This is a genomic window from Paraburkholderia sp. BR10923 (assembly GCF_040948765.1).
Taxonomy (GTDB): Bacteria; Pseudomonadota; Gammaproteobacteria; order Burkholderiales; family Burkholderiaceae; genus Paraburkholderia; species Paraburkholderia youngii.
In genome coordinates this window covers 188,213-201,525 of the sequence record NZ_JBFPKO010000010.1, presented here as the reverse complement: position 1 = coordinate 201,525, position 13,313 = coordinate 188,213, and the positions used below count along the sequence as shown (strand labels likewise).

At 58.2% G+C, this 13,313-nt stretch carries 16 protein-coding genes and 1 pseudogene; 12 read left to right on the top strand and 5 right to left on the bottom strand.

What is annotated here, in order from left to right; genetic code table 11:
• Positions 1–59 precede the first annotated feature (59 nt).
• From AB3X94_RS20920 to AB3X94_RS20910, 3 genes and pseudogenes are all read right to left on the bottom strand, one after another.
• On the bottom strand, positions 60–281 hold the full coding sequence (locus AB3X94_RS20920; protein ID WP_368612601.1) for a hypothetical protein: 222 nt from the start codon (positions 279–281) through the stop codon (positions 60–62).
• A gap of 238 nt (positions 282–519) precedes the next feature.
• Positions 520–1,020 (bottom strand): annotated as a pseudogene (locus tag AB3X94_RS20915) (TniQ family protein); the annotation flags it as partial.
• Positions 1,021–1,105: 85 nt separating this feature from the next.
• Complete coding sequence (locus AB3X94_RS20910) at positions 1,106–1,582, bottom strand: HAD domain-containing protein (protein WP_368612583.1); 477 nt, start codon at positions 1,580–1,582, stop codon at positions 1,106–1,108.
• Positions 1,583–1,900: 318 nt separating this feature from the next.
• On the opposite strand from AB3X94_RS20910, the gene AB3X94_RS20905 reads away from it, so the two are divergent.
• The 7 genes from AB3X94_RS20905 (at position 1,901) to AB3X94_RS20875 (ending at position 6,856) form a co-directional block, all read left to right on the top strand.
• Positions 1,901–2,128 carry a DUF6471 domain-containing protein gene (locus AB3X94_RS20905; RefSeq protein ID WP_368612582.1) on the top strand — a complete coding sequence of 76 codons (228 nt, stop codon included), beginning with the start codon at positions 1,901–1,903 and terminating at the stop codon, positions 2,126–2,128.
• Between the two features lie 276 nt (positions 2,129–2,404).
• The gene (locus AB3X94_RS20900; protein WP_368612581.1) at positions 2,405–2,701 is read left to right on the top strand and encodes a BPSL0761 family protein; all 297 of its coding nucleotides are present in this window, start codon (positions 2,405–2,407) and stop codon (positions 2,699–2,701) included.
• Positions 2,702–2,717: 16 nt separating this feature from the next.
• Positions 2,718–3,155, top strand: coding sequence for a hypothetical protein (locus AB3X94_RS20895; protein ID WP_368612580.1), 438 nt, complete (start codon positions 2,718–2,720; stop codon positions 3,153–3,155).
• Positions 3,156–3,894: 739 nt separating this feature from the next.
• Entirely contained in the window at positions 3,895–4,332 is a 438-nt protein-coding gene (locus AB3X94_RS20890) for a hypothetical protein (protein ID WP_368612579.1), read from the top strand.
• Between the two features lie 123 nt (positions 4,333–4,455).
• Positions 4,456–4,866: a hypothetical protein gene (locus tag AB3X94_RS20885; RefSeq protein WP_368612578.1), complete on the top strand. Its 411-nt coding sequence runs from the start codon at positions 4,456–4,458 to the stop codon at positions 4,864–4,866.
• Positions 4,867–5,088: 222 nt separating this feature from the next.
• Positions 5,089–5,682 (top strand): DUF6471 domain-containing protein, encoded by a 594-nt coding sequence (locus AB3X94_RS20880; protein ID WP_368612577.1) that lies wholly within the window; start codon positions 5,089–5,091, stop codon positions 5,680–5,682.
• 943 nt (positions 5,683–6,625) lie between these two features.
• A complete protein-coding gene (locus AB3X94_RS20875) occupies positions 6,626–6,856 on the top strand; it encodes a hypothetical protein (protein WP_368612576.1) in 231 nt (76 codons plus the stop codon).
• A gap of 584 nt (positions 6,857–7,440) precedes the next feature.
• Here the strand turns inward: AB3X94_RS20875 and AB3X94_RS20870 are convergent.
• Complete coding sequence (locus AB3X94_RS20870; RefSeq protein WP_368612575.1) at positions 7,441–7,593, bottom strand: antitoxin Xre/MbcA/ParS toxin-binding domain-containing protein; 153 nt, start codon at positions 7,591–7,593, stop codon at positions 7,441–7,443.
• A 242-nt stretch (positions 7,594–7,835) separates the two neighbouring features.
• Positions 7,836–8,780: a LysR family transcriptional regulator gene (locus AB3X94_RS20865; protein WP_368612574.1), complete on the bottom strand. Its 945-nt coding sequence runs from the start codon at positions 8,778–8,780 to the stop codon at positions 7,836–7,838.
• A 124-nt stretch (positions 8,781–8,904) separates the two neighbouring features.
• Here AB3X94_RS20865 and AB3X94_RS20860 point away from each other — a divergent pair, with 124 nt between their 5' ends.
• The 5 genes from AB3X94_RS20860 to AB3X94_RS20840 all read left to right on the top strand — a co-directional run bounded on the left by AB3X94_RS20860 (position 8,905) and on the right by AB3X94_RS20840 (position 13,252).
• A complete protein-coding gene (locus AB3X94_RS20860) occupies positions 8,905–9,462 on the top strand; it encodes an SRPBCC family protein (RefSeq protein WP_368612573.1) in 558 nt (185 codons plus the stop codon).
• Positions 9,463–9,466: 4 nt separating this feature from the next.
• Positions 9,467–10,537 carry an aldo/keto reductase gene (locus AB3X94_RS20855; RefSeq protein ID WP_368612572.1) on the top strand — a complete coding sequence of 357 codons (1,071 nt, stop codon included), beginning with the start codon at positions 9,467–9,469 and terminating at the stop codon, positions 10,535–10,537.
• 28 nt (positions 10,538–10,565) lie between these two features.
• The gene (locus AB3X94_RS20850; protein WP_368612571.1) at positions 10,566–11,552 is read left to right on the top strand and encodes an aldo/keto reductase; all 987 of its coding nucleotides are present in this window, start codon (positions 10,566–10,568) and stop codon (positions 11,550–11,552) included.
• Between the two features lie 22 nt (positions 11,553–11,574).
• A complete protein-coding gene (locus tag AB3X94_RS20845; RefSeq protein ID WP_368612570.1) occupies positions 11,575–12,324 on the top strand; it encodes an alpha/beta fold hydrolase in 750 nt (249 codons plus the stop codon).
• 100 nt (positions 12,325–12,424) lie between these two features.
• Entirely contained in the window at positions 12,425–13,252 is an 828-nt protein-coding gene (locus AB3X94_RS20840; RefSeq protein WP_368612569.1) for an oxidoreductase, read from the top strand.
• The last annotated feature ends 61 nt before the right edge of the window (positions 13,253–13,313 follow it).

Below are 13,313 nucleotides of genomic sequence, written 5' to 3'. Positions count from 1 at the left end.
GTTGAACATCAGAAAGGTTGCGAGGGACGCGAGCAGTTCTTCACGGGGCAGCTTATAGCCTACGCGTCGCGCGAGGCCGAATAAGCCACGGGAAAATTTTCTTCCATGATGTAGTCGAATACCAACTGTATTTCCAGATAATACGTCGGCGATAGTGCAATCAAAAGCATGGGAAATTCGCGTAACACACGCCAGACTTGGGAGAATTGCATCGTGCATCCAACCATGAATTTGCGACTTGGATATTCCAAGGTGGCGCGCGAGAGCAGCGGAATTTCCATCAAAAAAATTATAGCTTGCTTGAAGCAAAAAATCCGGAAACGATGATTTCGTATGTGTTTCTATCGATAGATAGTCAATTAATTCACATATTTTTTTGGAGACTTCTACCTCGTAATTTGAAGCTCGTTCGATGGCGACGTTTGCGAGGCCGGTCCCGTCAATTCTTGACGTACCCGGAACCGTGAAGGAGAATGGGCGATGCCCTTTAAATGGAGGCTCAACAATCAGTCGGCATAGATGTAACGGGCATGCCGTAACACATCGTATTGTCCACAGCAGGCGATCATACTTTTCACGTCCAGCTCTTTCGTCCTCCGCGTAGCATAACGGGCAAAATCGGTTCTTCGAGTCGATAAGCTGATACGAAGATACTAGACTTTTAAGAGGGGACAAGGTTAATAGTTGCAGGTCGGAGCGGGAAGTGAAGTCATTCAATAAAGAAATCCAGCGAGCTGCGCTCGCGCTCGTCCCGCACAAATTTTTCCGGTAGCACTCGTCGGCTATGAAATCCGCTGAGACTAGTGTTGGGATCCCCATCGGTGGAACTATTACGTGAAACGCAAGGGAACGGGGTAGTAGCCCATGTGCGTTTGCCGTACGTCTGAAAAAACTCTGAACGTTTTCGCGCGTTGCTCCGTCAATGCCATATGGTGTAGTACCAAATAGTTGTGAGCGAACAGGGAAATCTTCTGGCCAGCTTTCTGGCCGTCGAGATCCTGAGCGAGCTTGCGAGGTCACGGAGTGCTCGATAGCAATCGGGGAGGATTTACGATGCTGGCAGTGCGATGAGATGACTTAAGCGACGCTTTTTGTTCCCTGCGAGCTACTTCTTGGTGGTTGTGCGTGAAACTATGCGATGGAGTACGTGAACTGCCCTTGGGTCAGCTAATCCAATTTGTGGTTCGAGAAGCAGCGTAAGTCGCAGGAAGCACTTGGGGTATCGGGAATCTGCGTGGTCAAGTATGAGAACCGGTTCCGCGGAGTTCTTCGCGGCATCCGTAGCTAGCTCGATCCGATGAGGAGTAGCTGGGTAAAAGCTGGCATGCTGAAGGATAGTCGCATCAACCCGTGATGAAAGGGAACTCGGAAGGTGGCGCAAACTCTCTTCAAATCCAACTTTGTATGTCCACCACGTATTAAGGACTAGACGTAAGTCGTCGAAGTCTGCGACGACTTCTGCGAGTACATTGCTGCTCTCAAAGAGGCGATGCCGTGGTGCGTGCAGAACTGGGTGGTTTTTTTTGTCGAACTGCACGGCGTTAGGATGTAGCACGCCGTCGAAATTTAGAAAGAGCACCATCTTTCTACCATCCCTACTTCGCATTTGAGGCTTAGGCGATAGCCCAAAGAAGGTCGCATCGATGAGGCACCATCGAAGTACTTATCCGCATACAGCGCGAGCCAGCGTGTAACTCCATCTAAAAAGGCGCGGCATGAGGGTTCGGGTCATACAGATGCGGCAGCAAGACGTATCCATCTTTCTTCGACGCAGCAATGACTGCCCAACAGTCGGATCGTGTTAGGCGCGTTTATGCGATATAAATCTCACATATGGGATTATAGGAGCGTATTTGAGAGAGGCAAGGAATAATCCGCCTTTTTGCAGGGGTAAGGGCGGATGGACTGGTATGAGGTGGCTAGGAACGTGCTTCGCGCCGAACTTGTTCGGCACGGGGTTAGCTATCGACAACTCGCCCTGTTGCTTGCTGGCATCGGAGTCAGCGAGACTGAACGATCTATCGCCAACAAGCTGTCTAGAGGTAGCTTTAGCTTCGCGTTTTACTTGCAGTGCATGAAGGCATTGGGTCGAACGGATTTTCGCGTGGACCTCACAGACGTCACCTAACCCCGACTTCATCTTCTGCGTGGGCTTTATCACCTTGGCAGCACCCCGAGTGTGGCGCCGTTGGAGCCGACAGGTTGTAGGTGCGGTGCAGATGACCAGGAGAGTCCCCTCGCCGTGGTTGCGTTACTTTTTGTGCCGCCAGCGTTCCCCCATCGGAATGCAGTATGTCTGGAAATACCACTTTCCGCAGCTTGCATATCTCATATATGAGACTATAATCATGAAAATGGGATTGATGTGCAAGTTTGAGCTAGCCCGCGTGTCGTGCGGCAAGCAATGGAGGGTGCGATGACGACCCCTGCAGAACGGACCCGCTCCGTGCGTGGAACGAGACAGTTACTCGCGATACTTGCTGGTAATACGGGCCCGTTTAACCACTGCCTTGTCCGTACCCTGGCCATTCAACTCTTGCGACACTTCCCGTCAGACGCCGACATTACGCTCTCAAGCAATTCACTTCCGACGCTGTGGGGAACGTTGAGGGAGGATCACTCTCAATCGCCGACGTCCAGATCGGATGCGCTGGCTACCAAGAAGTTGCTGCACAGCTCTCGCAATTCCCAGAGTCGCTGATGGGGAGGTGAGTCGGATGCTGCGAGTCACCGTTGAGTTGCTACCTTGTGGAAGTGAATGCGCGAAGCGTGTCATCGCAACGGCGGACATTGCGCGGCTGGGCGACGGCGCACTTGGGGACTATAGGGTGATCTTGCAAGAAGCGTCGCTCGGTGTGGTCGGCGAGCCTGCATTCGTCCGAGATTATCCGCGATGGGCGAGCAGTGTATGGGATCTCACTGCGCGCTGCGTCGCGGCTGCCCTCAATGACGGTCGCGAAGAACTTCCACCGCGACCTGTGAAACCCGAAGTGACGGTCCGGACGAACGATGCGGGCCACCATTACGTGCGGCTGGACGAGATCCCGGAGCCCACTCGAACATTCTTTGATCAGAACCTGAGCGGTTCGTCCATTCCCGATCACGGCTGCGCCTATGCGCACGATTGGTTCGACTTTCTTGGCGGCCAACGCTGACGAGATGAGCCGCACGAGCCGGCCGCCTGACCAGCGTCGGGCACTGTTTATCGTCAATATAGTCTGTGGTCCTGACGATTGAAGGCGGAGCCATCTGGGCGATCGCTCGTGCCGCATGATAGCGGCGGGAGGTGAGTTTCTGGTACCGGACGAGATGAGAAATGGGATGGGAGATGCATGTGGAGAATCGTGGCCTGGCGAGCCCGACCCCGAGCGCGTGTTGATGCGCATCCGGGCGCGGCTCGAAAGTGGTCAGCCAGCCGGACAAGTGAATCCAGTCGGTCTGGAGGCACGGATCGTCCATGCATACGAGGATGCTACGGACGTGTTTGAAAATTCCGTGATCGGGATCAATGGCTGCTGACGCCTAACCAGGCACTCGGAATGGCCAGACCGGTCGACTGCTGTCGGCCGTAAATGGGGTGGACCGTGTCCAAACGACTCTCGCGCGCATCCGCCATGGGATCTGGGTCTAGCCCCGTTATTGAGTCAGGATGTACAGGAACAAAGATGCTGGTCGGCACCTCGATTTGCTCGCCAAGGGACCCCGGGAGTGTGATTTTCGCGGCGCAGGCCGAGGCGAGAGGTGCGTCACACGGCTAGGCATGCGCTCAAAACTCAACGAACTTGCGAGGGCGCTGTTTGCTCTGGTCGGTGGCAAGGAGGCGGTCGTCTCGGCGGGCGATGTAGTGTGGTCGGCCATGCATAGTGAACCCGAAAATTGATCACGGAGCGGGCGATGGAGAAAGCGCAACGAGACGACAGGACAAAGGTGGCGGCCGCACCTTTGCGTGACGGGATGGAGGCGAAGGCGGCACAAGCGGTGCTGAACGGTACGAATTGGTTGACGGCACAGACGGTCGGTAAGCGGGAGAGCGCGGGAGCAAGTACGGAGGCGGCGGACCAGTGGCAGGCGGAAGGTAAAGTGTTTGCCATCGAGTGGGCTGGCGAGACCTTGTATCCCGGCTACGTCTTTGACGTGCTAGGAAATCCGATTCCTGAAATGGTGGAGATCCTGAAGGTGTTCAAGGGATACACGCCTCTTCGGATCGCCTCATGGTTTGAGTCGACGAACAGCATGTTGCACGGCAAGCGCCCGCGCGAAGTCATAGCGTCGGCCCCTTCGGCTGTGCTGGAGGCTGCGAGAGATCATGTGGCAGGGCAGGTGCATGGTTAGTCCGCTGCGCAAGTTGCGGATGACTGAGATCGGCATCTGCAATGAGCACTTGCGCAACCTGCGCGATCCTTTCGCGCTGGACGGGCACGCATTCGACGTCAATTTCGGCATAGGAGGTTCCGCATGGTCCAGCTGACCGAGGGTCTCCGCCGCCAGGAAACCATGCGGACCGTGTTGGAGCTGGGCGAATGGCTGACCGCAGCGCAGGTCAACGCGCGGCAAAAGAGGCCGCCTTGCAGAAGGTCTCAACCAGCAAGCGACTGGAAGCGGCGTGGCCGTATCTACAGCGTGACGGTCGCTGGTCGGGCGTACTTTGCGGCCTACGAGTTTGATACTACTTGCCAGCCGCTGCCCCTCATTCGCGATATTCTCAAGGAGCTTGGCCCGGTCGCCGATAGCTGGAAGACTGCCGCATGGTTTCATTTCCCGAACGGGTGGATCAGCGACGAACAGATGCAGGCGGTTGCGCCAAAGGATGCGCTGGATCGGCCCCAGGAAGTCATTGCAGCGGCCAGACGTAGCAACCGGAGCTAAGTCGCATGAGCACCGTGATGCTCGAAGCGAAAATGTGTATCCGTATGGCCGGATTGGGCAAAAGGTCATCTCGTGCTTACGGATCCGGTGCTCGGCATTGCGGTGCCAGCGGCCATTGCAGGGCTGAAGGCAGGACTGGCCGGAATGGCTACCGAAGACGCACGACACCCTGTCTGAGATTCGTGCGAATTCCGTTGCGAACTCAGCGATAGAGAGGAACAGATGCGTGACGAACTGCAGAAAAGCTTGCGCGATCGCTATCCGCTTATTTTCCGCTCAGCTCTCCCGCCTCGTGACCCGTGCGGCCCGGCGCCGGATCCATTCCCGGTCTGGGGATTCGAGTGCGGCGATGGTTGGTTCGACTTGTTGGATGCGCTAGCCCTGAACCTTCAGCACGCGACCACGTCCGCAGGCGCACCGCAGGTAGTCGCGGTGCAGGTCAAGGAAAAATTCGGGGTTCTGCGCTTCTATGCGGACGGGGCAGACGACCGGCAGCGTGCCATGATCGAGCTTGCCGAAACAATGACCGGCCGGATTTGTGAGGTATGCGGCAACAGGGGAGAGCTGGTGAGCAAGAACGGCTGGATGATGACGCACTGCGCCGCCCATTCCGCGGGCAGCGACGAATCGCCGCGTCGTGTCGAGATGCTCGCTTCGTGCGGGGGCCTATTACTTGCTGACATCGGCGTCAGCGAGACTGAACGATCCGTCGGTAACAAGCTCTCTCGAGGTAGCTTTAGCTTCGCGTTTTACCTGCAGTGCATGAGAGCATTGGGACGAACGGATTTCCGTGTAGACCTCACGGACGTAACCTGACCCAATTTCATCTTCTGCTTGGGCTTCGTCTCCTTTCTGGCAGGTCCGAACTCACCATCCCTTAGGTAGACAGATAGCCGGTGCGGCCAGCATGACCGGCGGTGTGATCGCCGAGATTGCGTTGATTCTTGAGTCTGCGATCCCATTCCTACTACTGTGGTCACCTAAAAGGTCGAATTCCCTAGCTTGAAAGTCTCGTATATGCGACTATAGTGTCATTGATGGGTGGTTGCCCAAATTCGAACCGATGGAGAGTGCGATGACGACGCCTGCAGAACGGACTCGCGCAGTGCGCGGGACGAGACAGTTACTCGCGATACTCGCTGGTCACACTAGCTGTCATCCCACATGAGCGCTCTGGGCGGTTGCAGCGCTGCCGAGCTGCTGGTGAAGGCAGAGAGCCGTGGGAGATTCGCATCCTGCATTGCTGGCAATATGGTTCGTGCACATGAGGCAAGTGCAAGCCGTATCCGGTGACGAACGTTAACAGCGCTTTTGGCGCTCAAGGACGTGTGGGATCCCGATGGCACATGTCGTGACCGAGTGGGCGTCGATGCACCGTTGGGTCCTTCCAATCGGGGCAGCGGGTGGCGGCGCCCTGCCAGTGGCGTGGGTCACGTGGCAACGGTGGGAGGTGCGGGATGACATGATCGATAACCGCTTTCAAGGCTCGATGGTCTGGCCTGTACCCTCCGTCGAGCGCAGCAGCTGGAAGCACGCCGTCAGCGATTCGGCTTGTGTGCGCGGGCGAAGTCGTGGAGCGCTTCGGCTCACCCGACTCGGCCATCGGCATACGAGCTGGCGGCATCGCGAAGTGGCTCGCCGACGTTCTCCAGTAGACCCCACGACGGAACGCTTTGTTTGCCTATCCGCCCGGCGCCACAAGAGGATCCTGTCGCCCGCTCATAAGGGCTGTCATTCGGCGCTTAGTGGAGGACATATTGTGATATTCCACGAACGTTGGACAGTCAACATCCGGGACGCCTCCGACGGCAGCGGCGATGGCGTACTTCAACTGCCCGAGGCGCTGTGGGCAGAACTCGAAGTCCAAGGCTGGCACGTTGGCGATGTAATTGAAATTGAAGTGTCAGGGCCTGGCGGCGCGACGATCCGAAACCACTATGCCGAATGTCGCCGGCTTTCCGAGCCGGGAAAAGACGGATGCCTCAAGTGACAACCGAGCGTGTCCTGCTCCGAAAAAAATGGAGAGGCACAGATGCGTGACGAACTGGAGAGAAGCCTGCCCTCCAGCTGATCAAAAGGAATGGCTGGATGACCACACGCTGTCCGGCTCATTTGGACGAGGATTCATGATAAGCCGGTTCTTAACGCGCTGGAGCTGTTCCGGCAATGACACAACGGAAAACGCCCATGAGCATCAGAATATTGATTCGCAACAGTGAGCGCATCGGGGATCTGCCAGCTTGGCGCCTCTATTCCGAATTGTTCGAGCAAGATGACGTCCTATACCTCGAAATTTCGGTGTGAAGATCAACGTCACACTATTCGCCGACATGGAGGCCGCGGCGGGAACGGCCCTTATGCGTCTGCCCACAGCGACCGCGAAGCAACTAGGCCTCGTGCCAGCGGACCGGGACCCACCGCCGAGCTTCGGATCGAATTAGCGGTACGCACTGCCCTTCGATCTCACTGACGGAAAGGACGCAGCGCAAGCGGATCGCGGATGGTCAGCCCGCAGTGCCGGCAACCCAATTGTCGAGTCAAATGCACCGTGCTTCCTGAATGATCGCTGCGCGTTCACCCCGGAACTCCATAGAAAAGCCGCCAAAGTAGTGCTTCGACGCGCGCGGCGTCCTCTTCGGTCGCGGCCGCTTCGTGGGGCGTGCGCCCATCGAGTTCGGGATGCGCGACCTCCATCCAGGCTGACGCATCGGTCTCCGACTCCCACACGTAATCATTGTTCGCCCATCAGGTCTGATGGGCAGAAGGGGGGCTAATGGAGTTGCCCCTGTAACCCCGGACACGCGGACACCGTTATCCGTCAACCCAGTTCGAAACATAACGCACCCTGCAAGTGGCTTAAATTCTTCGCGCCGACTAGTCGAGCCTCAGGGGTCACTCCGGCGGTGGCCCGGAATTCAGTCCGCGCGGGCATACCTGGCGCTGTCGTGTATCCACCGACTACGCGAATATCAGGGAAAGCTACACGCGGTCGATGGAAACGTCTCGCTCATCGCAGGTGCGCGTTCGCGAAGGAAGTTGACCAGGGCCTTGACCGCCGCTGGAGTACGAGGCTGCTTCAGGTAGTACAGAAACCAACCTGGGAACCAGGGAGACCAGCTTTCCAGGACAGGTATCAACTGGCCCGACTTGATGTATGGCGCCACCATTCGCTGGTTCCACAGGGCGATGCCGACGCCCTGCAATGCCGCTGCCAGCCCGATGTGGCGATGCGACACGACGAGCGGGCCATCGACGGCAACTGCTACCGGATTGCCATCCTTCACAAATTCCCATTCGTAGAACCCGTAGCCACCAGGCTGATGCCAGCGCCAATTGATACATTGATGCTGCTGTAAATCTGACGGTTCTTGCGGCACCCCGTGCTTGGCAAGGTAATCGGGGGAGGCCACAGCTAACTGGCGCATCTGCCCGCCGAGGGGCACCGCCACCATGTTCGGTTCCAGATATTCGCCGAGTCGAACCGCGACATCAAAACCTTCCTGAACGATATTGACCACCGCGTCGTTAGCTGAAATATCGAGAACGATGTTGGGATAGCTGCGGTGAAACTCCCCCAGCAACGGGAGAAGATACTGCTCCAGGGCGATGTGCGGAATGTGCAGGCGCACCGTTCCGGATGGCCGCGCGTCTGCTCCTTGCACCTCCGCTAACGCGTCGTCGAGTGCCGCCATCGCAGGCTTCAGTTTCGCCAGTAGCCGTGCGCCCGCTTCTGTCAACGAGACACTGCGCGTAGTCCGATGCAATAGCCGCGCACCCAGTTCTTTCTCCAGCTCCTGGATAACCTGGCTGAGGGTCGACGGGGACAGGCGCAACTCACCGGCCGCGCGAGCAAAGTTCCCCTGTTCCGCTACCTCCATGAATGCCCGTAAGCGTGCGTACTCTGCCCTTCTCATTATGTGGCTCAGTCGAATAGATAATGTGGTTTATACCGCATAGACCAAATTATCGGCTTTTCCTACCATATGGCAAGTAGCCCGCATCCCACAACTGGCGACCACAGCGCGCCGGAAAGTGAGTATGGCAGGTCATTTCAACCGTGCCGGTGCGCAAGCGGCTCCGCGGCATCACCGCGTGCTGCTGCCCTTCGGCGCGACTACGAGAAACCAAATGACTCGTGTGTACTACAGCAAAGTTGTCAATGCCCCTGCCGACAGCGTATGGCCGATCATCCGCGATTTTGGTGCACTGCCCGTCTGGTTCCCGTTCGTCGAAAGCTGCGTGCTCAGCGACGGGGCCTCGGCCGACCAGGTCGGTGTTGTCCGGACGAACACCGTGACCGGTGGAAAGGTCATTCAGGAACGACTCCTTGAACTCTCTGACCGCGACCGGCGGATCGTGTACTCCGTCATCAGCGGCGACGTCCCAGTCATCGATTACACAGCAACGCTCACGGTACACCCAGTCACTGAGGATAATTGCTCCTTTGTCGCGTGGTCGGCAGACTTCGATGTTGATGGCGACATCACCCCCGTCGCCGAGTGGGTCCGCTCCGGGATCTTCGCAACCTGCCTGAAAGAGTTGGAGCGTGTCGTGAGAGACAGGCAAGTGCCGGCAGCCCGCACCCAAGGAGCCTGAGCGCATGGCCAATGCTCTCAAGCTCGATTCCTATCGCCTTCTCGGTCGCTCCGGCCTGCGCGTTTCGCCACTCTCGCTCGGGACCATGACCTTCGGCACCGACTGGGGCTGGGGTGCCGATATCGACGAGGCGCGTCGCATGTTCGACATCTATGTCGATCAAGGCGGGAACTTCATCGACACGTCGGTCAATTACACCAATGGCACGGCTGAGCGGTTCGTGGGCGCCTTCATGAAGGGCAGGCGTGACCGGATGGTGGTCGCGACCAAGTTCACCATGGCGCGCGAGTCCGGCGACCCCAATTCGGGCGGCAACCATCGCCTCAACATGATCCGCTCGGTCGAGACCAGCTTGCGTCAACTCGCAACTGACCGCGTTGAGTTGCTCTACCTGCACGGATGGGACTTCACCACCGCGCCGGATGAGGTGATGCGTGCCTTTGACGACCTGGTTCGTAGCGGCAAGGTCGTTTATATCGGCATTTCGAACACGCCCGCCTGGCGCGTCGCGCAGATGCAGACCCTGGCAGACCTGCGCGGCTGGGCGCCGTTCGTGGCACTCGAAGTTGAATATAGCCTCATCCAACGCACGGTCGAGCACGAGCTTTTCCCCATGGCACAGGCCCTCGGCCTCGGTGTGACGCCGTGGTCCCCTCTTGGCGGCGGCGTACTCACGGGCAAATACAGGCACGCCGACCTCTCGCAGCAGAGCGAGGCTGGTGTTTCGGGTTCGCGAAAAGGCGTTATCGCTTCTTCGGGCAACCTCAACGGGCGGGCACTCGCGATTGCAGAGGCCGTGCGGGACGTCGCGAGCGAGATCGGAGTGACGTCGGCACAGGTCGCGCTTGCCTGGACGCTTCTTGATCCTGTCGTCGCATCGCCGATCATCGGCGCACGCACGATCGCCCAGCTCGAAAACAATCTCGGTGCGCTCGCCGTCACGTTCAGCGCCGATCAACTGGCGCGCCTCGACGCGACAAGCAAGCCCGAGCCGATTTTCCCCACTGTCTTCATGAGGCGTCCCTTGGTTCAGGGTCTCATCTTCGGCGGCGCGGACGTCACGCTCCGGGCATGACCACAACCCTCAATCCGGAAACCAGATCATGGTGCCAATACGCACACTAGGCCAAGGACTGGAAGTCTCCGCCATCGGCCTCGGTTGCATGGGCATGAGCCACGCCTATGGCGTGCCCGACGATGTCGAATCAGCTGCCACGATCGACCGTGCGATCGAGCTTGGCTGCACATTCCTCGACACAGCGGAGGCCTACGGGCCGTTCAAGAATGAGGAACTGCTCGGCCGCTGCCTGAAATTCAGGCGCGACCAGGTGGTAATAGCCACCAAGTTCGGCTTTATCCTCAAAGATGGTCGTCGAACCGGCACCGATAGTCGACCGCAACACATCCGCGAGGTTGTGGAAGCCTCTCTCAAACGCCTGCAGACGGACCGGATAGATCTGCTTTACCAGCATCGGGTCGATCCCAACGTGCCAATCGAGGATGTCGCCGGAGCAGTCAAGCAATTGATCACTGAGGGCAAGGTTTTGCATTTCGGCCTCTCGGAAGCTGGCCCCGAGAACATCCGACGCGCCCATGCCGTTCAACCCGTCACCGCCCTCCAAAGCGAATATTCCCTTTGGGAGCGAGGTATCGAGCACGACGTGATGCCGGTGTTGCGTGAACTCGGCATCGGCCTCGTGCCGTTCAGCCCGCTCGGGCGCGGCTTCCTAACTGGCGACGTGAAGCGCGCCGAGGACTACCCGGCGAATGATTTTCGCTCCTGGGGTGATCCCCGCTTCAAGGGTGCAAACTTCGACAACAACATGCGCATTGCAACCGCGGTTCGCGAGATGGCCGAGGCGCGAGGTGCGACGCCAGCCCAGGTCGGTCTCGCCTGGCTGCTGGGCGTCAGCCCTTATGTCGTACCGATCCCCGGGACAAAGCGGCGGCGCTATCTCGAGGAAAACCTCAGTGCAGCGTCGATTTCGCTGACCGCGGCCGAAATCGAGACGCTAGATAAGCTAACTGCGCAACAGCGTGTTTCCGGTGAACGGTACAACGATCAAGACTTGGCGATGCTCGACAAATAGCCGTACCCTCGAAGGACGACCGATGATCAACTATGCAACTTATGGTCGGGGACCACTGAAAGCGATCGCCCTACATGGTCTCTTCGACACCAGGCAAAGCTTCCAGCCGATGATGGCCGGACTCGATCCCGAGCGGTGGTCGATTGCCGTGCCGGACCTGCGTGGCTATGGCGATTCGGTCAGCGTTGCCGGGCCGTTCAACATGGCAACTGCCGCATCCGACGCGCTGGAGCTTGCGGACCAGCTTGGCTGGGAACGATTCTCGGTCATCGGCCATTCCATGTGCGGCAAGGTAGCGTTACGGCTTGCCGTTGATGCGCCCGAACGGATTGAGCGACTCGTGGGCCTCTCGCCGGTATGGGCTGGTGCCGTACCTTTCGACGCGGATTCACTCGCTTTCTTTCGCTCTTCGGCAGAGATCGTGGAAACACGGCAGGCAATCATCGCCCAATCGACAGGCAATCGCTTGCCGGGCTTTTGGGCTCGGCAACTGGCTGAAAGCTCATTTGCCAATAGCCGCAAGGATGCCTACGCCGGCTATCTGGAATCGTTCGCGTTCGATGACTTTGAGGCCAAGGCAACGGTCCTCGATCAGCCGGTCCTCGTCATCGTCGGTGCTCAGGACGTGTTCACCACGAAAATGGCGCGTGTGCACTGGCTCGCCAAGCTACGACAAGTAGAACTCGTGGTTCTGCCGGACTGTGGTCATTGGCCGGTGCAGGAAGTACCTCTGTACGTCGCGGCGCTCATCGAGACGTTCCTGTCAAAGTGAGCACCGCGGCATGTGGAGTCATTGAATTGGCATATGCCACCGCCCGGACAACGCGGGCATTAGGGACGCTGTCTAAACTCAGATTAATTGGGGCTTGTTAATGGCATCGAAAACCTGGTTCATCACCGGTGTATCGCGTGGGTTCGGAAAAGCGCTCGCCGATGCGGTACTTGCAAAAGGCGACATCGTGGTCGGCACGACACGCGACGGTTCAGTACCGTTCACCGATGCATCCGGACGACTAAACGTATTGTCGCTGGATGTCACTGACGCCGCGATGATTCCGGCAGTCATCAAGCAGGCTGCAGAAATTACGGGGCAACTCGATGTTGTTGTCAACAATGCCGGCTACGGTCTCCTCGGTTCAATCGAGGAAGCATCCGAACAAGAGATAGACCATCTGTTCGATGTCAATTTCCACGGCACGCGTCGCGTGGTCCAGGCTGTACTGCCCTATCTTCGACAGCAGAAGTCCGGACATATCGTCAACATCACGTCGATTGCTGGGCTTGCGCCTGCCGCAGGCTCCGGCTTCTACGCCGCAGCGAAGTTCGCGGTGGAAGGGCTATCGCAAAGTCTCGCGCAGGAAGTCGCCCCGCTCGGAATCAAGGTCACGCTGGTCGAGCCGGGCGCATTCCGCACGGATTTCCTGTCGGAGCATTCGATTCGCATCAAACCCCTGGCCATTCAGGACTATGCCGCGACAGCAGGGGCCGCTCTTGCCTATCTTGAAGCGATGTCCGGAACGCAAGCCGGTGACCCGGCACGCGCCGCGGATGCCATCGTTCGCGCGGTGGAAGCAAGCGAGCCGCTGCTCCATCTTGTACTTGGACCGGATGCGTTTCGACGCACACAGGAAAAGCGGGAAAGATTTGCGGCGGAACTCACACGCTGGAAGGACGTTAGCCTCAGCACCGACTTCGAATAAAGAAGCCAAAAAGGGTTCTTGCTCCGCACTGCGGTAAGTGATGGATGTGTCGTCGACGGCT